We start from the raw sequence: 21702 nt of genomic DNA on the forward strand, positions 1-21702 counted from the left end.
ATGAGGACGTCATTTTTGTTTATTCTGACTCTATTGCAGCTTTCATATTTATGGTATAATATTTTTTCTGAGGATATTATGAAAATAAAAGCCAAGAAAACCTTAATAGATAATAAGGATTATAGAATTATTAGCTTGAGGATTTCAAGCCCTCATATTGCTTCTTGTGTGAAGCCTGGCCAATTCATAGTGGTCATGGTTAAGGCTAAAGGTGAGAGGATTCCCCTTACTGTAGTAGATGCAAAAAATGAGGAAATTACTTTAATCTTTCAGGAGGCAGGGTATTCTACCAAGCTTTTAGGAAATCTAAATGAAGGCGATTCGGTTTATGCCTTAGTCGGTCCCTTAGGATGCGCAACAGAAATTAAAAACTATGGAAAGGTAATTCTAGTGGCGGGAGGAGTGGGCATTGCGGAGATCTATCCTGTGGCGAAAAGATTAAAAGAGGAAGGAAATTATATAGTTACTATTTTGGGTACAAGGACAAAAGATCTATTGTTTTTGGAAGAGGAGTTAAGAGGAATTTCTGATGAAATTCACATAACTACCGATGACGGTTCTTATTCAAGAAAAGGTTTTACGACTGATGTTTTAAAAGATATACTCAGCAAAGCTAAGTTTGATTTAGTTTATGCTGTCGGCCCTATCCCGATGATGGAGATAGCATCTTCTGTAACCAAAGAGTTTGGCGTCAGAACAATGGTTTCTTTAAATACCTTGATGCTGGATGCAACCGGCATGTGCGGATGTTGCCGGGTAAGCGTTGATAATATAGTGAAATTTGCCTGCGTTGACGGGCCAGAATTCGATGCGCATCTAATAGACTGGGATGAGTTAAAAAAGAGAAATAGGATATACGAAGAAAAAGAAAAACATATTTGTAGACTTTCTAAATTATGAACAAAGATCCAGTAGGTTCAAAAGAATTAGATAGAGCGAAGAGAATAACCAATTTCAATGAGGTTATCTTAGGGCTTTCTGAACAAGAGGCGACTCTTGAGGCTAGCCGCTGTCTTCAGTGCAAGAAGCCGACTTGTATTGCCGGATGCCCCGTAGAAATAGATATAAAGAAATTCATTTACCAGATTACACAGAAGGATTACAGGGGAGCTTATTTTACAATTCGCGAAAAGAACAATTTCCCTTCTGTTTGCGGAAGGGTTTGTCCTGCCGAGTATCAGTGCAGAAAGGCCTGTGTCTTGACTAAGAAAGGTCTGCCGTTCGCTTCCCTCGAGGCAATTAATATACACTTTTTAGAAAGATTTGTGGGTGATTATGGAATTAAAAATTGCATTGAGCCTGATGTGAGAAAGACAAAAGATAAAAAATTTAAAGACAAGAAAGTAGCCGTAGTAGGTTCAGGTCCGGCAGGACTCTGCGCAGCAGGAGAGCTGGCAAAGAGGGGTATAAAGGTAGTTGTTTTTGAGAGTCTTCATAAGCCAGGAGGCGTGCTTCAGTATGGAATTCCTCCTTTTAGGCTAGGAAGAGATATCCTTGATTTTGAGATAACCTATCTTAAGAAGTTAGGCGTAGATATTATACCTAATTTTATTGTGGGAAAGGCAAAGACACTAGATGCGCTTTTATCAGAAGGATATTCTGCTATATTTTTAGGACTAGGGGCAGGCGTACCTTCTTTTTTGGGTATAAAAGGAGAAAATTTGTGTAATGTCTACTCTGCAAATGAATTTTTAACCAGGGTCAATCTTATGTCCGCATTTAAGTTTCCTGAATTCCACACCCCTGTTAATATAGGGAAAAAGGTGATAGTTATCGGAGGAGGAAATACAGCCATGGATTCTGCAAGAGTCGCATTGAGATTGCAGAGCATAAATAGCATCAGGCCTGATACATCAATTTTCTATAGGCGCACAGACCTTGAGATGCCGGCAAGGCGGCCTGAGATTGAACATGCAAAGGAAGAGGGCGTGGGCTTTGAGTTCTTGGTCAAACCTTTGGAATTTAGAGGCGATAAGCGCGGTTATATTAAAGAGATGGTTTGTCAAAAATGCAGACTAGGTGAACCTGATAGCTCAGGCAGAAAAAGGCCTGTTCCGATTGAAGGCAGCGAGTTCAATGTAGATTGTGACTTGGTTATTATTGCTGTAGGCCTTAAGGCTAACAGGGTATTGACCAGCGTTACGCCGAGTTTAGAAGTAGATAAATATTCAGATTTAGTAGTTAACCCTATTACTATGGAGACTTCGGTAAGGAGAGTTTTTGCAGGTGGTGATATTGTGGGAGGAGAAGGAACGGTAATTGAGGCAATGGGTATGGCAAAAAAGGCCTCTAAGGCAATAATCGAATATCTTTCATAGAGAGAGTTAACAGAAATTACTTGCATCAGGCTTGGGCTTGGAGTAAAATAAGTTTATCTAGAAGTGTAGTAATAGTTTAAAGGAGGTAGCGATGGGCTGTGGAAGTTGTCAACCAGAAGAGAAAAAGAAGGCAACCTATGTGTGTAGAGCTTGCGGTAAAGAGGAGCTAAAAGAGGGAACTAGCTGCGAAGTAAAGAGTTGCTGCGGACAGCCAATGGATAAAAAAGAGTAACTTGATAGTTACCTATAATATTTTCAAGCGCCCTTTTCTTTTATTAAAGAAAGGGCGTTTTGAATAAAAAAGGGGGGGTAAAAAAATGATGCGCACGGCAAATCCAGCGTTAAACACCAATGCGTTTAAGGCGGTTCGACGCTTAGATGCTGCCACGAGCATGACTATTAACGGGACAGTAAATAGGACATTTATTTTACTCTTTTTGTTAGTCATGAGCGCTAATTTTGTCTGGCAAAGAGCTGCGCAAGCAAGTGGTTTGATGATATTGGGCCTAATCGGCGGTTTTATTGTTGCTATGGTGACAGTTTTTAAAAAGGAATGGGCACCAGTAACTGCTCCAGTCTATGCCTTGCTTGAGGGTTTAGCGCTGGGTGGTATATCTGCCATATTTGAAATGCAATATCCGGGAATTGTTATCCAGGCAGTTTTTTTGACGTTTGCCACACTATTTAGTCTACTTTTTGCCTATAAATCAGGCCTTATAAAGGTAAGTGAGAATTTTAAATTAGGCGTAGTAGCTGCAACAGGGGGTATCGCCTTAGTTTATTTTGCTACAATAATCTTAGGTTTTTTTGGAGTCAGCATTCCATTTATTCATTCAAGTGGTCCCATCGGTATAGGCTTTAGCCTTTTTGTTGTTGTTATTGCTGCGTTGAATTTGGTATTAGATTTTGATTTTATTGAACAGGGTTCTAAATTAGGCGCACCAAAATATATGGAATGGTATGGCGCATTTGGTCTTACGGTTACTCTTATCTGGCTCTATATTGAGATATTAAGACTCCTGGTCAAGAGCAGGCGTCGTTAAAGAGGTTAGATATGGACTTACGAGGTATGTGGGATGAGGCCCTTAAGAATACAGAGATTATAAGACCGCGCGTTCAGGACCTTCAAACCTTTAGCACAACGCATCTGCCATATGTATTTCTTTCAAAATCTTCCATAAATGCGGGAGATACAGTAGTTAGAAAAGGCGAGGTTGTAGTTGATAAGCCATCGCTTATCTTGCCATCCCATTCACCTCAATTCGGAGGGTTTGATTTTGAAAAAGAGTTTAATCTCAGCCAGGGGATTTTAACTAATTTCTTGATTATAAGGGGTATAAAATTCCCGTCGTTAAAATATAATAATAAAACATATTCGCTGGATGTTTATGAAGGTGAATTAGAGAAGGCGATTTCCTACTACCGTGATAAGCTGCAAAGAGAAGAGGACGTTCATACAGGTCTGATTACTGCACCTGAGGATTATTGGCAACTTTCCGTGTTGATTTTTATCTTTACTCAAGTCGTAAAATCTGCAGATACTGACATACAGAAATTATTAGATGATTATAGAAGAAGACAAAAAGAAAAAGGCAATAATTAAGAGTTCTTTTACCCAGCGGCACTCTTTTTGATTGTCCGTTGCGGCCAATCAGTAGGCTCACGCAAAGATATCAAATCGCCCAATCTTTAAGTTAAGATCATAACGATAATAACAGCTTATAGTTATTGAATAAAGCCTAAGCTTGTGCTATTATATTTTTCTACAATTCCTTTAAAGTGTAACCAATTATTTATTAACCAGATAATTTATGTTGTCATTTTAAAAGGGGGTTTCCATGAGTTTGCTCCATCTTGATGATAATAATTTCCAGAAAGAGATATTAGAAGGGGAGAAACCAGCCATGGTAGATTTCTATACCACCTGGTGCGGCCCCTGTAAAATCGTCTCACCAATTATTGAAGAATTGGCCGAGGAATATAAAGGTCGCTTCAAGGTTGCTAAAGTAAATGTAGAGGAGGCACAGAATGTTGCTACTAAATATTCAATCATGTCTGTTCCTACACTTTTGTTTTTTAAAGCCGGCAGAGTTATTGATCAGGTTGTCGGCGTTTTATCAAAGCAGCAATTAAAGATAAAAATGGATAAGTTTCTCGCTTAAGTCTAATAATTTATCATGAAAAGGATTTTTATTGCCGCTACACAGCAGAATGATGGCAAGACCACTGTTGCCTTAGGTCTGATGTGTAATCTAAAAGAGCGCTTAAAAAAATTGGGCTTTATCAAGCCAATCGGTCAGAGATATTTAGAAGAGGAAGGGGATAAGATTGATGAGGATTCCTTACTCATAGAGAGAACATTAAAATCATGCGGCATAAGATGTGGTCTTAAGGATACAAGCCCTGTAGCAGTAGAGAGAGGTTTTACTGAAGATTATATAACAAATCCCCAACGCAAGGTAATTGAACGTAAGATAAAGGAGGCGTTCAAGAGAGTATCCAAAGACAGGAAGATGATGATTATTGAAGGCACAGGACATGCTGGCGTAGGTTCTGTCTTTGACCATTCGAATGCCAAAGTAGCTAAGATGCTTAAGTCTAAGGTTATCATTGTCTCAAGTGGTGGCCTGGGACGGCCGATTGATGAGATAGTCCTTAATAAGTCACTTTTTGATAGAGAGAAAGTCTCCGTAGCAGGAGTAATTATTAATAAAGTTTTGCCTGAAAAGTATGATAAAATAAATCGCCTTATACGCAAGGGGCTTAAAAGAAAGGGAGTAGATGTATTGGGCGTTATGCCTTATAATAAGATATTAAGTTCCTGCACTGTAAAGCAAATCATAGAAGAGGCTAATTTTGAATTGCTTTTGGGTGAAAGTTTCTTAGAAAGAAGGATTGAACGGATAATAGTAGGCGCGATGCAGGCTATAGATGCACTTAAATATTTTAAAGATGAGATGTTGGTTATAACGCCGGGTGACCGCGAGGATATTCTATCAGCTGCTCTTAAAGCGACTCATGCTGATGGAGAGAAAGGCATAAAGATTTCGGGTTTTATTCTTACGGGTGGATTCGTCCCCGCAAATAGTATAATGAAACAATTGACCGAGGCAAAGATACCGGTATTACTATCCAAGAGAGACACATATTCAGTCGCCTCTATTGTAAATAGCATTACTGTTAAGATTGGACCTGGGGATAAAGAGAAGATAGCTATTGCAGTGGATATGGCAAAACAGTATTTGGATATGGATAGAATTATGGGGTGTAGTTGATATGCAGATTGAGCGATTCTTAAGAGACAAGGCAAAGGGAATAAGGTCAGAAATAATTTTACCTGAAGCTGGTGAATCTCGTGTGCAAAAGGCTGTCAGGATTATAAACAAAGAGAAGATCGCACGCGTCCTGTTATTAGAAAAGAAGAAATTAAGTAAGAATAAAATCAAGAAGTTTGCTAATACCTTTTATGAGCTGCGCAGACAAAAAGGCATATCTATGCTAGATGCAGTAAAAATAGTGAGTGATCCGCTCTATTACGCTGCAATGATGGTGAAGAATGGCGAGGCTGATGGATTTGTCGCCGGAGCTCATTACACCACTCCTAATGTTGCACGCGCGGCAATTTATTGCCTAGGGGTTGATAAACGCTTTAGCATTGCCTCTAGTTCTTTTATAGTAGCCATTCCTGACTGTAAGTATGGTGAAGCAGGTATATTTATCTTTGCTGATTGCGGGATCGTACCAGATCCTTCCTCTGATACATTAGCCAATATTGCTATCTGTACTGCCCAGATTGCCAGAGATGTTATTGGGATTAAGCCACGAGTAGCTATGTTAAGTTATTCTACGCGGGGTTCCTCAGTAGGTCGGCTGGTACAAAAGGTAAGAAGGGCCACAGAGCTCGTAAAAGAGAAAGCGCCAGGACTCCTTGTGGATGGGGAAATGCAAGTAGATAGCGCCATTGTTCCAGAAGTCTCTAGGATAAAATATCCTAACAGCAAACTTAAAGGCAGGGCGAATGTTTTGATTTTTCCTAACTTAGAAGCCGGTAATATTGGTTATAAATTAGTCCAGCGCCTGGCTAATGCCAGGGCTATCGGACCTATCTTGCAAGGACTGAATTTTCCTTGTTCTGATTTATCGCGGGGATGCTCAGTGGATGATATAGTCGATTGCGTTGCGGTTACAGCAATTCGCTCAAAAAAGAAGTCAGATGGGAAGAGATAAGAAGATTATGAGGATCCTTGTTCTCAATTCAGGTTCTTCCTCAATTAAGTATAGTCTTTTTGCTATACCGGGTGAGAAGCTCCTGAAAAAAGGTTTGGTTGAAAGAATCGGCCAGAAAAAAAGCCGCATAAAGAATCATAAGCAGGCCTTAGAGAAGATATTAAAAGATAGGCAAGACATTGATGCGATAGGGCATCGTGTAGTACATGGGGCAGAGAACTTTAGAAAACCACAGATAATAACAAAGAAAGTTTTAGTAAGGTTAGAGCGCTTATCTAGCTTAGCACCTCTTCATAATCCGGCTAACATCACAGGTATTAAGGTCTGTGCTAAAATTTTACCCTCTGTTGCGCAGGTTGCTGTATTTGATACAGCATTTCATCAGGCCATGCCTGCATACGCATATATGTATGGACTTCCTTTTAGTTATTACCGTCGATTTGGCATACGCAGATATGGATTTCATGGCACAAGCCATGAGTATGTTGCAGTTAAAGCAGCAGGTGTTCTTGGCAAGCCGTTATCCAAACTGAAATTGATTACCTGCCATTTAGGAAACGGCTCAAGTATTGCCGCAGTCAAAGCCGGCCGTTCTATTGATACGAGTATGGGATTTACGCCTTTAGAAGGCCTGCTCATGGGCACTAGGAGCGGAGATATAGATCCGGCCTTAATATTTTTCTTGAAAAAGAAATTAGGAGTATCGCTGGGGAGAATCGAACACATACTAAACAAAGAAAGCGGCCTCAAAGGACTCTCAGGAATAAGTAATGATTTAAGGCAGATAAAGAAGGCGGCTTCCAAAGGCAATAGTCGAGCAAAACTAGCCCTGGATATATTTATCTACCGCCTGAAAAAATATATCAGCGCTTATTTTGGAATCTTAGGTGGAGCAGACGCGATTGTTTTTACCGGCGGCATTGGTGAGAATAATCCAGATATAATAAAAAAGGTTAGAGTCGCCCTTAATGTTTTTTTTAAAAAAGCAGGGACAAAAATATTGGTTATACCTACGGATGAAGAGTTGATTATCGCCCGAAAAACTTATGAATTAGTCAGCAAAAAGATATGAGGTAGAAATGTATAGAGAAATCGCAAGAAGTAAAATTCATCGCGTCCGGATTACCGAGACACAGCTTTACTACGAAGGCAGTATTACGATAGATAAGGATTTACTTGAAGCTGCTGATATCGTTGAAGGAGAAAAGGTGGATGTGCTCAATCTAGCAAATGGAAGTCGAGTTCAGACCTATGTTATTGCTGCTGCATCAGGAAGCGGTAGCGTCATCTTAAACGGTCCAGCTGCAAAGAGTGGTAAAAAAGGAGACGAGGTTATAATCATTACCTATTATCTTATTCCCAATAATGAGATTGGAAAGATTAAGACAACGCCTAGGGTAGTCTACGTAGACGAAAATAATCGCAAAGTAAGGGTGAAGGAATGAGTCAGAAATGTCCTAATAATTCTATAAATCTGAAAAATTGTACTTGCACATATGGATCTTGTTCACGAAAAGGCCTCTGTTGTGAGTGCGTAAGGTATCATCTTGAAAACGGCGAAATTCCAGGTTGCTTTTTCTCAGCCGAGGCTGAGAGTAGGTTTGATCGTTCTTACAGTGCTTTCTCGAGAGATTTAAAAGCAAGAGGTTAATGTGAATGAAGTAAACGAAGTTATTGATTGTATTATTGTTGGAGCAGGTCCGGCAGGTCTTAGCGCAGCCCTCTATGCAGCCAGGGCGCGTTTAAAAATTAAAATATTTGAATCGCATTTAATTGGCGGCCAAATTATGCTTACCGACCGGCTGGATAATTACCCTGGTTTTCCTCAAGGGACATTGCCAGCTGATTTAATTGATGCTATAAAAAGTGAGGTTAGTAATTTGGGGGTTGATGTACAGACAGGTAGGGTTGAGAAAATTACTAGGCTTAATCAGTCCAAAGAGGGCAAGGTTTTTAAGATAACTTGTGATGATAGAGAATTTAAATCGCGTTCCTTAATAATAGCCACAGGCGCAAGCCCGAAAAAACTCAACATAGAAGGGGAAGAGCAATTCTTAGCCAAAGGTGTTTCTTATTGCGCAACTTGTGATGGCCCTATGTTCAAGGATAAAACAGTTGTTGTAATTGGAGGTGGAAACGCCGCAGTAGAAGAGGCGATATTTTTGAGTCGTTTTGTTAAGAAACTATATCTTGCGCATCGCAGAGATAGATTAAGAGCAGTATCAATATTGCAGGAAAAATTAAGACAGGTTAAAAATTGTGAATTCCTCCTAAATAGCATTCCCGTTGCTATAGAAGGTAAGGATCGAGTCAACGCCCTTGTAATTAAGAATGTTTTGGATAATAAAAAGGCGAGAATTGACTGCGATGGAGTATTTATTTTTGTTGGCATAATCGCCAATACCGACTTAGTGAAGGGGCTGCTTAGGCTTGATGATAAGGGATTTATTATTGTCGATAACCAGATGCGTACTTCAGAAGAAGGTATATTTGCTTGTGGCGACGCCAGGAGTAAGGACCTAAGGCAGGTAGTAACTGCTTGTTCTGATGGTGCGCAGGCAGCATTTTCTGCCCAAAATTTTATAATTAAATATTGAAAACATCCATCTCTATCCTAATACGCTTAGTAGTCACTTCTTTAATCCTTGGTTTTCTCTTTCTGAAGATTAATTTCGTCCAGGTTTTTTCAATTATTAGTACATGTGATATTTTATTTTTTCTCGCATCATTTCTTCTGTTTATCTCGCTTTATTTTTTTGGGATCTTGCGTTGGCAGATGTTATTGCATGCCTTAGAATTGAGGCCACCCTTATCTAGGATTGTTACAGCTTTTTCTGGCGGTCTTTTTTTTAATATGATTTTACCCAGTACCATTGGTGGAGATGTTGCCAGGGCCTACTCTCTTTTTTCACATACCAAAGAGGCAAGTAAGATTGTGGCAACAGTAATATTGGACAGACTCAGCGGATTTTTGGCTGTAACATTTATTGCCATATTATCCTATGCATTTGGCCATTCCTACATTAATAGTCCGCTCATAGGTTGGATTATCCTTTTTATTGCTAGTATTTTTATTTTTATCTCCTTGCTTTTATTCTCAAGGTATATATCGGAGAAATTCTGTGCCTTTTTAAGATTATTGCGATTAAAAAAGATAGAGGCTGTCTGGTTGAAGATTTTTAATGCCTTAAGTCTTTTTAGGGATAAAAAGGGAGTCTTGTTTAGGAATTTTCTAATCTCTTTATTAATTCAAGGAACCCTTGTCATAATATTCTATTTAATTGCCCTATCGCTTAGGGCTAATACCAAAGTTATTTATTTTTTTGTTATTGTGCCAATTATTCAAGTCATATCCACGATTCCTATTACTATCGGCGGTTTGGGATTAAGGGATGCATCGGCAGTACTCTTTTTCTCAAAGGTCTTTATTCCTTCAGAAATTGCTGTTTCTATTTCTTTGATTTCCTTCCTTTTCTTAGTAATAGTAGGCGTAGCCGGAGGCATAGTCTATGTCCTTACATTACATACTCGACGGTTATAATATCTTAAAGCAGGTTTCCCATCTTAGCGATAGAAAATTAAAACATGGCAGACTGGGTTTAATTCAGATGCTAAGGCTAAGCCCTAGCTTGAAGAAGCAGAAGATTACCATTGTATTTGACGGTTGTGAAGATGGGCAGGGTTTAAGTCCACGCCGAGATTTCCAAATTCTATTTTCTAAGAGTTTGAATGCTGATAATAAAATCAAGAGCCTTGTTGAGCGATCTGACTCTAGGCGAAGGATTGTTGTTGTCTCAGATGATAAGGAGCTGTGTTTTTTTATTAGGGGTTTGGGGGCATGTATCTTAAGTGTTTCTGAGTTTACCTCAGAGATCTTGCAAAAATATAAGACTTCTTCTGACTCTAGAGAGTCTGAAAAAGATTTAGATTACAAGCAGAAGTTGGCGATTAACCGGGAATTTAGGAAAATCTGGCTGGGAGAGACAGATTAGTTAGTGCCTGAAAGATAAGCCCTTAGCTGGCCCTGGTTCAGGGAAGAAAGAAGTAGGGGTTATAAATATTTCCACAAAATTATCATTGAAATATTTATTTAAGATATTCTTAACCTTTTTAGTCGTGATTGAATTTAAGCGGCTTTCATAATCCTTATAATTTAAGAATCCCAAGCCATATAATTCGTCTAATATCGCATGCCAAGAAAGCGCAGCGTTGGCTTCCAGAGAGATTTTCATCTTTCCGGTCAGGCTTCTTTTGGCGCGTTCTAGCTCTTCTTCGTCTATACCTTTCTTTTTTAGGGAGTTGATTTCCTGCCAGATTTTTTCTTGCGCTTTTTTTAGATTTTCGCTTGTCGTTGCCACATAAAAGAGGAAGTGTCCAGCCTCCAGAAGATTTGCATTGTCCGCGCTTAAGGCATAGGCAATACCGAGTTCCTCTCTAATATTCCTAAACAGCCTGCCATCAAGCCCAGAAAGAACTTCAGAAATAATATCCAGTACATACCTGTCAGGATTTTTCAGGCTGCAGGTAGGAAATCCAATCAAAAACAACGACTGTTCCTTCTCTAGTATATCAAAATTAGTGATGCTGTTTTTAAGCGGCATTATTCTTTCTTTAGCAGTAAAAGATACGACTTTATTGTCTAGATTGGCAAAAAGATTTTTTATAAGTTTCAATGTGCGCTGATTATCGATATCGCCAAAGACACTAATAACTATGTTTGGTTTTCTTATATGTTGTTTATAGAAGTCTAGAATGCTTTTTCGATTCAAGCTTGCTATTGAATCTTGCGTTCCCAACGCGTTCATGGAATATGGATGGTCTTGATATATTTCTTTTTTTAAAAGGAGCGAGCCCCTGGTAAATATATCTTCTCTCTGTCTTTTTAACTGTGCTAAGTTGAGATTTTTCTCTTTATCTATTTCTACAGCGTCAAAGGCAGGGGAGAGGATTATTTCAGAAACAAGCTTTAATGTACTTTCAGTATTTTCCTTGAGTACCTCAATTGAGATGCCAAATGAATTATTGCCGGAGAAGGAGCTGATATTACCACCCCAGGATTCCATTAATCTTGATATTTCAAATGCGCTTTTTGTCTTTGTGCCTTTGAGCAGGAGCTTGGAAGTAAGATCGGAAATACCATTATTTTTATTATTCTCTGCTAAGAGTCCGCCCAGGAAAGCTACTCTGATGTTTACTATTGGCAGGCGATCATCTTCTAACAATAGGATTCTTAGGCCGCCGTCTAATTCAATTCTTTTTATTTCTTGTTTTTCTGTTGCTGATTTTGGAATAGTTTTTTCGCATTTTTCTTTGTCTTGAGGTATAACACGGAGGAAGCTAAGGGAGGAGGAATTTAGATATTTTAGAGCTGCATTGCGAACCTCAAGACTCGTTATGTTTTCAATCTTTCTAATGTATTCCTCGTCGAAATCAGGGTCGCCTAAGGTTGCTTCATTATGTGCACTTGATGTGGCAAGATTCTCACAAGCCGCAAGTCGAAACAATAAACCGCTTTTGATAGATTGTTTTGCCCTGATTAATTCTTCTTTATTTACCTCAAACTCTTTGATATTTTCTATTTCTTTTAGAATTTCATCGTATGCCTTGTCTTGGTTTTCCGGCTCGCTTGTAAATGTTATGACAAATAGTCCCGGATCTTTTGGCGTATAATTTAATGCATCTATTGAGTAAACAAGTTTCTTTTCTTCTTTCAGGTTTTGATTTAGACGCGAACTTGTTCCTTCGCCCAGGATCGAGGCCAATAAATCAAGGGCATAGAGATCTTTTTCATGGATGCTCACAGAACGAAAGCCTAAGGCAGCATAACCAAAAGTTGTTGCTTTCAAATCTTTTAGGACTTGCCGCATGGTGTTCTGTTGCGGTTCGACGATATCGTACTTAGACTGTATTGGGCCCATTTCATCTTTGCCAAATAGATCCTGGATTCTATTTTTAATTTGTTTTCTGTCAAAGCTTCCTGAAATACTTATAATCAAATTTTGCGGCACATAAGTTTGTTTGTAGAATTTTCTTAGATTCGCCAGTGTTAGTCTCTTTAATAGATTTTCATAGCCTATAATTGGATAGCGATAAGGATGGTTGTTGAATGTCGTCTGCAGCAGTAGATTCCATAATAATTTATGGGGATTGTCTTTGCCTAAGTTAATTTCCTTTAATACGACTTGTTTTTCTTTCTCTAAATCTTCTTGCTGAAATTGAGCCTTCATCAAGAATTGATAGAATAGCTCTAAGGCAGCTAGTAAATTTTCTTTTGGCAGGCTGATCTGGTAACTTGTCCAGTCATAGGAGGTTGAACCGTTTATTGTACCGCCCAGAAGGCTCACCTGTTTGGCTATTTCACTTTTAGGATTTTCAGGATCATCTTTAAAGAGCATGTGCTCGCAAAGATGGGCTATACCGCTACCTAAGAACCTTGCTTCTCTTGCGCTACCGGATTTGATCAAGGCTACGATACAGGCGATTTCAGAGGAAGGCAGTTCCTTAAGAAGAATGGTTAGACCATTATCCAGAATGATTTTTTCTGTCTTGTTTGTTGGAAGTTCTGAGGTTAAATTGGTAGTATCGGCCCTTGATTCTTGGAGTAGAGGTAGAACTATTAGAGATAGGAGGCTTAATATGGTTATGATTTTGATTGTGGTCTTTAGTTTATTCATATAGATATGTATATACTTTTTTGCTTCCTTTGTCAATGAATACATAAAAAATAGTTTAATTAAAAATTCGAAATGCTCATTGACATACATTTTTTTGTATGCTAAATTAAAAAAAAGGACATATATCAGTATTTATGGCGAAAAGCTCGCCTGTAAGAGATGTTGTTTTATTAACCAGGAGGTAGATATGCAGTGGCAAGGTGTTTTTATTGAGCCAGTAAAAGGGATGCTGACTCAGATCGGCGGATTCCTGACTTCGTTTTTCTATACAGTTCTAATACTTTTGGTTGGTTGGCTCATCGCTAGGTTGATTAAGAATGTTGTAATTAAACTATTGAAGGTTGTTAGATTGGATGTGGCAGCAGAACAAGTGGGGGTTAATAAGTTTCTTGCCAAGGGAGGCATAGGCTCTTCATTGTCAGAGTTGGTAGGATTACTTTGTTATTGGCTGGCGCTTCTGATTATTGTTGTGGTAGCTATCAATGCTATGGGTTTAGATGTAGCTGCAGATCTCCTGAATCGCATTGTTCTCTATGTTCCTAACGTGATTATAAGTATATTCATTCTTGTTTTGGGGATGTTTTTAGCTACTTTCTTAGGTAAGACAATAACCACGGCTGCTTCCAATACTGGAGTACAACAACCGCAACTTCTCGGCAGAATTGTAGAAATGATTGTTATAATATTTTCTATAATTATTGTCTTAGAGCAATTGCAGATTGGGGCTAACGTATTCACTTGGATTGTTATCATAACTCTTTCTTCTTTAGGTTTGGGTTTTGCTATTGCCTTTGGTTTAGGCTGTAAGGATATCGTAGGGAAATTAGTTACTGAGGCGATTGAGAAGCTAAAGTCAAAGAGGTAATATTTTTCGTGGAGTTTATAAGCCCTCGGCTAAGGAAATAGCTGGGGGCTTATTTTTTTTGCCTCTTGCAATTTCAAACTATGTATATTACAATAAAATAGTTATGAATTATAAAATTCTAATAGCTGAAGATGAAGCTGATGCTCTAGGAGTATTAAGCAAGCACTTAAAAGATGCAGGTTATGATATTGTTACTGCAACTGATGGCGAAGATGCCTTAAATAAGATAAAGGATACTAGCCCGGATATAATTCTTCTTGATATTAATATGCCAAAGAAGAATGGATTTGAGGTACTTTGCCAGCTACGCGCTAACCCCCCTTCAGGAAAATGGCAGCCAGTCATCATTATTTCTACAAAAAATGAGTTTGACAGTTTGCGTAAAGGTTACGAATTAGATGCAGACTACTATATTACCAAGCCTTTTACTTTAGAAAATGTCTCCGATGCTGTCAAAACCATGATTAGCCTCATCCCAATAAGAAGAAAAGAAGAGTAGCGCCAGAAGCTTTTTAGTTACTATGTATAGCATTCTTTATGAAGATAGTTCCCTACTTGTGATTAACAAGCCCCCCTGTATGTTAGTAATCCCTGCAAGAAATGAGAGGAAATTGAGTCTGCTTGAACTATTGAACAAAAAGGCCAAGGAGGATAACTTATCCTATCGCTTGCATCCTTGTCATCGTATAGATAGGGATGCCTCTGGAATTGTTGTATTCGCTAAGGGCAAGAAGAGCCAGGCATTAGTTATGGAGCAATTTAAAAAAAGACAAGTGAGCAAGAGCTATCTTGCTTTTATAAAAGGAACCTTAGAGCGAAAAAAAGGAACACTCATAGATTTTATCCAAGCAATTCCAAAGAAATCTAAAAGAAGGGCCTTGTTGCATTATAAGGTAGTAGAAGAGAGAAATGGCTGGAGCCTAGTAAATGTGCAGTCCCTAACAGGTAGGACTAATCAGATTAGAATACAGTTTGCCAATGTCGGCCACCCTCTTTTGGGTGAACGCCTATATGCTTTTGGCAGAGATTTTAATGTTAAATTTAGACGTCTTGGGTTGCACGCACGCGGCATCTCTTTTCGCCATCCTAAAGATAGGCGAACAATTTCCCTGCATTGTCCCTTGCCTTCTGACATGAAGAAATTCCTAGATTCACATGATTAATTACAGCCGTATGGTTTTCTAGTATGAAACCAAGCCAAGATAAATTAAATACGCTTCTCTCGCTTATAGAGAAAAAAGAAAATTGTGTATTACTCTGGACTGATTTAAGAGATAGAGAGAATCAGCGCAGTCTGCTTTTTACTGATCCGCAGGATTTGATAATTGCCAGGAGATTAGAAGATGTAGAGAGTTGCTTTGATAAGATCCAGAGCTATCTGCGTCAGGGATTACATATTGCCGGCTATCTTTCTTATGAAGCTAGTTTTGCCTTTGAGGAAAGATTTAAAGGATTGGATACATCAGATAGCGTCTTGATGTGGTTTGGCGTATATCGAAAGCCAAAGATAATACAATTTGATAATTGTAGCCTTAGATTAAGAGAAGATTTTCCTAAGACGCTCAATGGAAAGTTTACCTTACAGCCTTTAGGTTTTAGCACTACAAAGAACGAGTATAAGGCAGCTATCAGCAAGATTAAGTCCTACATAGCAGGTGGGCATACCTACCAGGTAAACTACACCATAAAAAAATATTTTAGATTTAGTGGTTCTGTCTATAACTTATTCCTACAATTATGCAGGAATCAAAAGGTGTCTTATGCAGCTTTTATAAAAAATAACGCTGAATACATTCTTTCGCTCTCACCTGAGCTTTTCTTCAGTTGCAAAAGACAGAAAATGACCGTAAGGCCCATGAAAGGCACCATTAATAGGGGTAAGGATGCATCGAGAGATTGTGCTAATGCCTTTAGCTTGAAAAATTCTTATAAAGACCGCGCTGAGAATATAATGATTGTGGATTTGTTGCGTAATGACTTAGGTCGTGTTTCTAAAACAGGAAGTGTTAATACAACTAGCATTTTTGACATCCAGAAACTTAATACTTTGTGGCAGATGACATCCACGGTTAAGTCTCATCTTGAATCTGGGTTAAGTTGGCTTGAGGTTTTTAGGAATATTTTTCCTTCTGGTTCTGTTACAGGAGCGCCTAAAATCAGAACAATGGAAATTATCCATAAGCTTGAGAGTACTTTTCGTGGTGTTTATACAGGTTCTATAGGCTATATTGCTCCAGGCAAAGAAGCAGTGTTTAATGTAGCAATCAGGACCCTGCGCATTGACCGAAGGAACAAACTAGCTGATTTAGGAATAGGAAGCGGCATTATCTGGGATTCAAAACCAGAGAGGGAATGGCAGGAGTGCCTGTTAAAGGCTGATTTTCTAAAGGAAGATTCTCTTGATTTTCAATTAATTGAGACAATGGTTTTAAGGCAGGGTGAAATTGCTTTATTGGAATATCACTTAGAAAGACTTGAGGAATCAACTTTGTATTTTGATTTTTGCTTTAAGCCCGAAAAGATTTTATACCAGATAAAAAGATTTATAAAAAAATTAAAAAGAGATAGGAATTATAAGTTGCGACTTCTACTTTTTAGAGATGGCTATATTAGTCTTACCAGCCAGGATTTGACCAATTTAGGGTCTCGGCCACAAAGGATAATCTTTTCTCGCAAATATACTAATTCCGGAGATTCTTTTCTTTTTCATAAGACAACCAAGAGGGCCCTCTATAATAGCGAGCATGCCCAGTATCGAAAGAAGGGATATTTCGATTGTATTTTTAAAAATGAAAAGGGTGAGATTACAGAAGGCGCAATATCCAATATTTTCATTGAGAAAGATTCAAAAATTTATACGCCAGCTTTGTCTTGCGGATTATTAAATGGTGTTTACAGGCGTTATCTTTTTGCAACCGCAAAGAGCCTCTTAAGTGAATGTGTATTACATGAGGCTGATATTTATTCTGCTGATAATATATATCTAACTAATGCAATTTATGGTATAATAAAAATTCAACCAATGAAAAGAAAATAAAAATATGATGAGAGGATACATTAAAGCTTTATTGATTCTTTTGGTTTTTCCCTTACTTTCTTCTTGCGTAGCCCTTCCGACATACGAAAAGGTCAGTACCATACCTAGATTGCCAAAGGGAGAAGAGCCCGCAGGATATCGTTCCACAATTACTCATGAAGTTGGTCCGGGTGAGACGACTTGGCGTATTAGCAAGATGTACGATGTCGATATTGAAGATATCGCCCGAGCCAATAATCTGCGCGATGCCTCAAAATTAGAGATGGGCCAGAGGATTATCGTTCCTAATGCTGCGCCAATGTCTGCATTTATTCCTTTATATCCTAGCCGGAAATGGAAATATATTATAGTGCATCATAGTGCTACAGAGATAGGCAACGCCCTTACTTTGTACAGAGGCCATAAGCGTCGCGGTTTTATCAACGGTCTTGGGTATCACTTTTTGATTGATAATGGCACAGCGGGAAAATCAGATGGCCAGATTGAAATTTCCCCTCGCTGGATTAAACAACAAAAAGGAGCTCATTGCAAGGTCGCTAACATGAATAGCGAAGGAATAGGCATATGTCTTGTGGGGAACTTAAGTAAACGAAGGCCGACAGAAAAACAGATGGAGTCTTTAATCGCACTTATTAATACATTGAAGAGACGTTATCGTATCCCCGTAAGGAATATTTTAGGCCATGGCCAGGTTAAGGGTGCTAGGACAGAATGCCCTGGTAAGCTTTTTCCCTGGAAGATATTTTACGATGGCTTAAAGAGGAATAATAAAGAACTAAAGTCTGTAAAAGGGGAAGTGGGATGATCCCGGGCCTTGTTTTTATAAAAAGGCATCTAAACAGATTGAGGACCTTTTTTTAGATTCTTCTTTAGATTTTAATATTTAGTTGCATAAGTTTTAATCTTTGGTATAATATTTGCAGACAGTAAAGTAAATCTAGACTAATTTTCATTCCCCTCTTTGCTTTATGCGAAGCAGCGGGGGTCATTAAAGGAGGCTTCTCATGCAGGAAATGGAATTTTTTGACGTAAAAAGTAAGAATAAATTTAAGGCATCTGAATATCGCCTGGTGCAAAAAGGCGGAAGGAATTTTGTTGTCGCTAAATCGCCTTCAGGCACTCACGAATGCTGGAGAGTTGTAAGCAAAGATACAGCAGCAAAGCTTAAGTAGCAGAGTTTTTTTCTTATTGTAAGAGGCAAGGTCATCGCAATAATTATGCGCAACTTGCCTCTTTTTGTTAGATGAGAAGTCTTCTTAATAAGGAAAGATAGAGATAATGGACCAAACTAAATCTAGACTAATAACAAGCGTTTTTAATCCCCATATTAAATCTTTGATTAAATTACGCCAAGCTAGTTCAAGAAAGAGGTTGCATCTTATGCTTGTTGATGGGATAAGAGAGATCAAACTCCTTAAGAAAGGTAATATAAAGATTAATGAAATCTATTATTGTGAGGATTTTTTGAGAGATAGGGATTTGTTAGAAAGTTTATCCTGCAAGAATACCTTTAGGGTTAATTCTACTGTTTTTTCTAAAATTGCTTTTGGCGATAGGAAAGAAGGAATCGTTGTAGTAGCAGAGCAGCCAAAGAAGAATTTAGAGGACTTAGAGTTTAATGAGCAGTCTGTATTTGTAGTAGTTGAGGCTATAGAAAAACCCGGCAATCTAGGTGCGATTATCCGCACCTGTGAGGCAGCAGGTGTGGCTGGTTTAATCGTGACCGAAGGAAAAACCGATATATACAACCCTAATGTTATCCGGGCAAGTCTTGGTACTTGTTTTTCTTTACCCCTAGTTGAGGCGACAAGAGAAGAAACGCTTTCTTGGCTTAAATCAGGCAGGATAAGAATTATCTCTTCAGTTCCTGATTCTAAAATTTCCTATTGGCAGGTTAATTTTAAGCTTCCTTGCGCAATCGTTTTTGGCAGCGAAGACAAAGGGGTCAGTGCGGCCTTCCTAAGCTTAAGTGAATCTAAAATTACTATACCGATGCAAGGTGATGTTGATTCTCTTAATGTCTCAACTTCAGTAGCAATTGTTGTTTACGAACTATTACGGCAGCGAAACATAAGCAAAATTAGATGAGACTACAAGTATTCCTTTCTCATAGCGGCACATGTTCTAGAAGGGCCGCTGTTAATTTAATCAGAACAGGCAGAGTCAGCGTAAATAAGCAGCCTATTTATGAGGCGTCTTATGCTGTTGATCCGGATAAGGATCGTATTTTTCTTGATGGTCGGAGTATTTCTCTTAAGAAAAAGGTTTATATTTTATTTAATAAACCAAAGGGAGTTGTTACAACGCGCCAAGATAAACATGCAAAGGTAACAGTATATGAGCATATCCCGAAGGACCTGTATTATCTTTATCCTGTTGGCCGGCTAGATAAGGATAGTCAAGGACTACTTATCTTTACTAATGATGGAGAATTTGCTCATAGATTGATGCATCCTAGATTTGGGGTTAAAAAGAAGTATCTGCTTCGCATAGATCAGGACTTAAGCAATAAAGATAAAAGTGCCCTAGAGAAGGGGATAATCCTAGATTCTAAACGCACAAGCTGTGCGGATATTGTTTTGAAAGACCGGCGTAATTTAACCATATCCATACATGAAGGTAAGAAGCGGCAGATCCGCAGAATGTTTTCTCATTTAGGTTATAATGTAGTTTTTTTAAAAAGGGTTTCTTATGGTGTCTTGAAGTTAGGTTCACTTCCTGAAGCTAGATGGCGAAACTTAACCAAGAAAGAGACAGATGCGCTATTTAGATGCGTGGGAATGGCTGTATGAGTGCTAAGATTCGAATCGGCACCTCAGGATGGCATTATAGCGATTGGAGAGAGAGGTTTTATCCTAAGACCTTAAATACTAAAGATTGGTTTAAGTTCTACAGTAGATATTTCAATACTGTTGAGATTAATAATACCTTTTATCGACTTCCTTCTAAATCCGTATTCAGAAATTGGCATGTCCAGGCAGAGAAAGGTTTTCTCTATAGCATCAAAGCTAATCGTTATATCACCCATATGAAGAAATTAAAAGATGCAGCCAAGACCCTAAAGAGGTTTTTTCAGCATGTAAAGCTCCTAAAGGCAAACTTGGGCCCAATTCTATATCAGTTGCCGCCTGGTTGGAGTCTAGATTTAGTGCGTTTTAGAGATTTCCTCTCAGAATTACCCAAAGGTTATTCGCACGTTTTTGAATTTCGCAACAATACCTGGTTTAAGAAAGAGATCTTTGATCTGATGGCCAAACATAATGTTTCTTTTTGCATCCACGATATGCTAGGCGTTGATTGTCCCAGGCTTCTTACCAATGATATTATTTATTTAAGGTTTCATGGAACAGAAGCCAAGTATCATGGCAGGTATTCTATTTCCGCACTGAAGAAATGGTCTATTTGGGTTAAGAGGCAGAGATCCAGAAGACTTTATGTTTATTTTAATAATGATGTGAATGCGCATGCGGTTTCCAATGCGCAGGAGTTTAAGAAAATCTTGGCATGTTAGAGATAAGACTTGTTTTTCAGATAGCCGACATAATCCTTGACTGCCTGCTCAAGGCTCATAAATCTGCAGTCAAAACCACTTCTTTTTAGCTTTCCAGTCTCAGCCTGAGTGAAATATTGATATTTATCACGCAGGTCTTGCGGCATTTCTATGTATTCAATACTAGCGTCTATGTTTAGGGCTTTGAATAAGGCCTGCGCAAGATCATTCCAGGTTCGCGCAGTTCCTGTCCCGATGTTAAAGATACCGCCAATATTAGGATTATCCCAGAAAAAAAGCGTAGCCCGCACAGCATCTTTAACATAGATAAAATCTCTTTTCTGCTGCCCATCCTTATATTCTTCTTTGTATGATTTAAACAAACGCATCTTTTTTTCTTTGACTACCTTATCAAATGACTTACAGATTAAGCTCATCATATCAGCCTTGTGGTATTCATTAGGACCGAAGACATTAAAATATTTTAATCCTATGATCCTTTTTGCTAGACCTTTATTAAGCACCCAGAGATCAAAAAGGTGTTTGGAGAGTCCATATAGGTTAAGTGGTTTTAATTTTAGCGTTGCTTGATCTAGATCTGAAAAACCAGATAAGCCATCTCCATAGGTAGCCCCGGAACTTGCATAGATAAAACGTATATTTTTGTCAACTGCATACTCAGCCATAGATTTAGAATATTCGAAATTATTTTTCATAAAATAATCCTTATCATCAAGCGTAGTCGAGCTGCAGGCCCCTATATGAAAGATTACATCGATATTTGATTCGAGTTTATCTTTCCTGATAAGCTCAAGAAATGTATCTTTATCAAAGAAGGATGAAAACTTCTTATTGGCTAGATTTGGAAAGTCGCGGGACTTTTCCAGCTCATCCACTACGATTATATCCGTATAGCCTCTTTTGTTTAATTCAGAGAGGATGCAGCTTCCGATAAAACCCGCCCCACCAGTTAGGACAATCATTTTCTTATTCCTTTTGTTTTTAAGTTTTCTTATTGTAACACGCACAAGAGGTTGTGTCAATTTTTGCCATACTTTTATGCTTGCGGTTTTAATAAATAGTGCTAAAAT

Annotated in this window: 24 protein-coding genes; 22 read left to right on the forward strand and 2 right to left on the reverse strand. The window is 38.5% G+C overall.

Annotated elements, in window-relative coordinates; all coding sequences use genetic code 11:
* The first annotated feature begins 78 nt into the window (after positions 1 to 78).
* The 13 genes from KJ593_02810 (at position 79) to KJ593_02870 (ending at position 10537) form a co-directional block, all read left to right on the forward strand.
* Positions 79 to 900: a sulfide/dihydroorotate dehydrogenase-like FAD/NAD-binding protein gene (locus KJ593_02810; protein ID MBU2540810.1), complete on the forward strand. Its 822-nt coding sequence runs from the start codon at positions 79 to 81 to the stop codon at positions 898 to 900.
* Positions 897 to 2318: an NADPH-dependent glutamate synthase gene (gltA, locus tag KJ593_02815; GenBank protein MBU2540811.1), complete on the forward strand. Its 1422-nt coding sequence runs from the start codon at positions 897 to 899 to the stop codon at positions 2316 to 2318. Before KJ593_02810 ends, gltA begins: the two co-directional genes overlap by 4 nt.
* 91 nt (positions 2319 to 2409) lie before the next feature.
* The gene (locus KJ593_02820; protein MBU2540812.1) at positions 2410 to 2550 is read left to right on the forward strand and encodes a hypothetical protein; all 141 of its coding nucleotides are present in this window, start codon (positions 2410 to 2412) and stop codon (positions 2548 to 2550) included.
* Between the two features lie 88 nt (positions 2551 to 2638).
* A complete protein-coding gene (locus KJ593_02825) occupies positions 2639 to 3361 on the forward strand; it encodes a Bax inhibitor-1/YccA family protein (protein ID MBU2540813.1) in 723 nt (240 codons plus the stop codon).
* 11 nt (positions 3362 to 3372) lie between these two features.
* Positions 3373 to 3921: a hypothetical protein gene (locus KJ593_02830; GenBank protein MBU2540814.1), complete on the forward strand. Its 549-nt coding sequence runs from the start codon at positions 3373 to 3375 to the stop codon at positions 3919 to 3921.
* Positions 3922 to 4156: 235 nt separating this feature from the next.
* Positions 4157 to 4480 (forward strand): thioredoxin, encoded by a 324-nt coding sequence (trxA, locus tag KJ593_02835; GenBank protein ID MBU2540815.1) that lies wholly within the window; start codon positions 4157 to 4159, stop codon positions 4478 to 4480.
* Positions 4481 to 4495: 15 nt separating this feature from the next.
* Positions 4496 to 5593, forward strand: a complete 1098-nt coding sequence (locus KJ593_02840) for an AAA family ATPase (GenBank protein MBU2540816.1) — start codon at positions 4496 to 4498, stop codon at positions 5591 to 5593.
* Between the two features lies 1 nt (position 5594).
* Complete coding sequence (gene pta, locus KJ593_02845) at positions 5595 to 6545, forward strand: phosphate acetyltransferase (GenBank protein MBU2540817.1); 951 nt, start codon at positions 5595 to 5597, stop codon at positions 6543 to 6545.
* 7 nt (positions 6546 to 6552) lie between these two features.
* The gene (locus KJ593_02850) at positions 6553 to 7617 is read left to right on the forward strand and encodes an acetate kinase (GenBank protein ID MBU2540818.1); all 1065 of its coding nucleotides are present in this window, start codon (positions 6553 to 6555) and stop codon (positions 7615 to 7617) included.
* A 7-nt stretch (positions 7618 to 7624) separates the two neighbouring features.
* Complete coding sequence (locus tag KJ593_02855) at positions 7625 to 7990, forward strand: aspartate 1-decarboxylase (protein ID MBU2540819.1); 366 nt, start codon at positions 7625 to 7627, stop codon at positions 7988 to 7990.
* Between the two features lie 207 nt (positions 7991 to 8197).
* Positions 8198 to 9142: a thioredoxin-disulfide reductase gene (gene trxB / locus KJ593_02860; GenBank protein MBU2540820.1), complete on the forward strand. Its 945-nt coding sequence runs from the start codon at positions 8198 to 8200 to the stop codon at positions 9140 to 9142.
* Positions 9139 to 10086 (forward strand): flippase-like domain-containing protein, encoded by a 948-nt coding sequence (locus KJ593_02865; protein MBU2540821.1) that lies wholly within the window; start codon positions 9139 to 9141, stop codon positions 10084 to 10086. Before trxB ends, KJ593_02865 begins: the two co-directional genes overlap by 4 nt.
* Positions 10055 to 10537: an NYN domain-containing protein gene (locus tag KJ593_02870; protein MBU2540822.1), complete on the forward strand. Its 483-nt coding sequence runs from the start codon at positions 10055 to 10057 to the stop codon at positions 10535 to 10537. The genes KJ593_02865 and KJ593_02870 overlap by 32 nt, the downstream gene beginning before the upstream one ends.
* Here the strand turns inward: KJ593_02870 and KJ593_02875 are convergent, their stop codons facing one another.
* Positions 10538 to 13264, reverse strand: a complete 2727-nt coding sequence (locus KJ593_02875) for an insulinase family protein (GenBank protein MBU2540823.1) — start codon at positions 13262 to 13264, stop codon at positions 10538 to 10540.
* 142 nt (positions 13265 to 13406) lie between these two features.
* Here KJ593_02875 and KJ593_02880 point away from each other — a divergent pair, with 142 nt between their 5' ends.
* The 9 genes from KJ593_02880 to KJ593_02920 all read left to right on the forward strand — a co-directional run bounded on the left by KJ593_02880 (position 13407) and on the right by KJ593_02920 (position 20632).
* Positions 13407 to 14084, forward strand: coding sequence for a hypothetical protein (locus tag KJ593_02880; GenBank protein ID MBU2540824.1), 678 nt, complete (start codon positions 13407 to 13409; stop codon positions 14082 to 14084).
* 103 nt (positions 14085 to 14187) lie between these two features.
* Complete coding sequence (locus KJ593_02885; protein ID MBU2540825.1) at positions 14188 to 14583, forward strand: response regulator; 396 nt, start codon at positions 14188 to 14190, stop codon at positions 14581 to 14583.
* 79 nt (positions 14584 to 14662) lie between these two features.
* Positions 14663 to 15247, forward strand: coding sequence for an RNA pseudouridine synthase (locus tag KJ593_02890; GenBank protein MBU2540826.1), 585 nt, complete (start codon positions 14663 to 14665; stop codon positions 15245 to 15247).
* 23 nt (positions 15248 to 15270) lie between these two features.
* Positions 15271 to 17121: an aminodeoxychorismate synthase component I gene (gene pabB, locus KJ593_02895; protein ID MBU2540827.1), complete on the forward strand. Its 1851-nt coding sequence runs from the start codon at positions 15271 to 15273 to the stop codon at positions 17119 to 17121.
* Positions 17122 to 17125: 4 nt separating this feature from the next.
* Positions 17126 to 17926 (forward strand): N-acetylmuramoyl-L-alanine amidase, encoded by an 801-nt coding sequence (locus KJ593_02900; GenBank protein MBU2540828.1) that lies wholly within the window; start codon positions 17126 to 17128, stop codon positions 17924 to 17926.
* Positions 17927 to 18125: 199 nt separating this feature from the next.
* Positions 18126 to 18293, forward strand: a complete 168-nt coding sequence (locus tag KJ593_02905) for a hypothetical protein (GenBank protein ID MBU2540829.1) — start codon at positions 18126 to 18128, stop codon at positions 18291 to 18293.
* A 106-nt stretch (positions 18294 to 18399) separates the two neighbouring features.
* Positions 18400 to 19209, forward strand: a complete 810-nt coding sequence (locus KJ593_02910) for an RNA methyltransferase (GenBank protein ID MBU2540830.1) — start codon at positions 18400 to 18402, stop codon at positions 19207 to 19209.
* Positions 19206 to 19913, forward strand: a complete 708-nt coding sequence (locus tag KJ593_02915; GenBank protein ID MBU2540831.1) for an rRNA pseudouridine synthase — start codon at positions 19206 to 19208, stop codon at positions 19911 to 19913. The genes KJ593_02910 and KJ593_02915 overlap by 4 nt, the downstream gene beginning before the upstream one ends.
* Complete coding sequence (locus KJ593_02920) at positions 19910 to 20632, forward strand: DUF72 domain-containing protein (GenBank protein MBU2540832.1); 723 nt, start codon at positions 19910 to 19912, stop codon at positions 20630 to 20632. The genes KJ593_02915 and KJ593_02920 overlap by 4 nt, the downstream gene beginning before the upstream one ends.
* Here the strand turns inward: KJ593_02920 and rfaD are convergent.
* A complete protein-coding gene (gene rfaD / locus KJ593_02925) occupies positions 20629 to 21594 on the reverse strand; it encodes an ADP-glyceromanno-heptose 6-epimerase (protein MBU2540833.1) in 966 nt (321 codons plus the stop codon). The two genes, KJ593_02920 and rfaD, sit on opposite strands and share 4 nt — an antisense overlap.
* Positions 21595 to 21702 lie beyond the last annotated feature (108 nt).

The organism is Candidatus Omnitrophota bacterium (assembly GCA_018830005.1).
Taxonomy (GTDB): Bacteria; Omnitrophota; Gorgyraeia; order JAHJTE01; family JAHJTE01; genus JAHJTE01.

What these genes read in the sequence shown, in the direction of transcription:
- KJ593_02905 (MBU2540829.1), top strand. Translation starts at nt 18,126, where the DNA reads ATGCAGGAAATGGAATTTTTTGACGTAAAAAGTAAGAATAAATTTAAG.
- KJ593_02910 (MBU2540830.1), top strand. Translation starts at nt 18,400, where the DNA reads ATGGACCAAACTAAATCTAGACTAATAACAAGCGTTTTTAATCCCCAT.
- KJ593_02875 (MBU2540823.1), bottom strand. Translation starts at nt 13,264, where the DNA reads ATGTATTCATTGACAAAGGAAGCAAAAAAGTATATACATATCTATATG.
- pta (MBU2540817.1), top strand. Translation starts at nt 5,595, where the DNA reads ATGCAGATTGAGCGATTCTTAAGAGACAAGGCAAAGGGAATAAGGTCA.
- KJ593_02920 (MBU2540832.1), top strand. Translation starts at nt 19,910, where the DNA reads ATGAGTGCTAAGATTCGAATCGGCACCTCAGGATGGCATTATAGCGAT.
- KJ593_02890 (MBU2540826.1), top strand. Translation starts at nt 14,663, where the DNA reads ATGTTAGTAATCCCTGCAAGAAATGAGAGGAAATTGAGTCTGCTTGAA.
- KJ593_02850 (MBU2540818.1), top strand. Translation starts at nt 6,553, where the DNA reads ATGAGGATCCTTGTTCTCAATTCAGGTTCTTCCTCAATTAAGTATAGT.
- KJ593_02855 (MBU2540819.1), top strand. Translation starts at nt 7,625, where the DNA reads ATGTATAGAGAAATCGCAAGAAGTAAAATTCATCGCGTCCGGATTACC.
- KJ593_02840 (MBU2540816.1), top strand. Translation starts at nt 4,496, where the DNA reads ATGAAAAGGATTTTTATTGCCGCTACACAGCAGAATGATGGCAAGACC.
- gltA (MBU2540811.1), top strand. Translation starts at nt 897, where the DNA reads ATGAACAAAGATCCAGTAGGTTCAAAAGAATTAGATAGAGCGAAGAGA.
- KJ593_02885 (MBU2540825.1), top strand. Translation starts at nt 14,188, where the DNA reads ATGAATTATAAAATTCTAATAGCTGAAGATGAAGCTGATGCTCTAGGA.
- KJ593_02820 (MBU2540812.1), top strand. Translation starts at nt 2,410, where the DNA reads ATGGGCTGTGGAAGTTGTCAACCAGAAGAGAAAAAGAAGGCAACCTAT.
- KJ593_02900 (MBU2540828.1), top strand. Translation starts at nt 17,126, where the DNA reads ATGATGAGAGGATACATTAAAGCTTTATTGATTCTTTTGGTTTTTCCC.
- KJ593_02825 (MBU2540813.1), top strand. Translation starts at nt 2,639, where the DNA reads ATGCGCACGGCAAATCCAGCGTTAAACACCAATGCGTTTAAGGCGGTT.
- KJ593_02870 (MBU2540822.1), top strand. Translation starts at nt 10,055, where the DNA reads ATGTCCTTACATTACATACTCGACGGTTATAATATCTTAAAGCAGGTT.
- trxA (MBU2540815.1), top strand. Translation starts at nt 4,157, where the DNA reads ATGAGTTTGCTCCATCTTGATGATAATAATTTCCAGAAAGAGATATTA.
- KJ593_02830 (MBU2540814.1), top strand. Translation starts at nt 3,373, where the DNA reads ATGGACTTACGAGGTATGTGGGATGAGGCCCTTAAGAATACAGAGATT.
- rfaD (MBU2540833.1), bottom strand. Translation starts at nt 21,594, where the DNA reads ATGATTGTCCTAACTGGTGGGGCGGGTTTTATCGGAAGCTGCATCCTC.
- pabB (MBU2540827.1), top strand. Translation starts at nt 15,271, where the DNA reads ATGAAACCAAGCCAAGATAAATTAAATACGCTTCTCTCGCTTATAGAG.
- KJ593_02810 (MBU2540810.1), top strand. Translation starts at nt 79, where the DNA reads ATGAAAATAAAAGCCAAGAAAACCTTAATAGATAATAAGGATTATAGA.
- KJ593_02915 (MBU2540831.1), top strand. Translation starts at nt 19,206, where the DNA reads ATGAGACTACAAGTATTCCTTTCTCATAGCGGCACATGTTCTAGAAGG.
- KJ593_02880 (MBU2540824.1), top strand. Translation starts at nt 13,407, where the DNA reads ATGCAGTGGCAAGGTGTTTTTATTGAGCCAGTAAAAGGGATGCTGACT.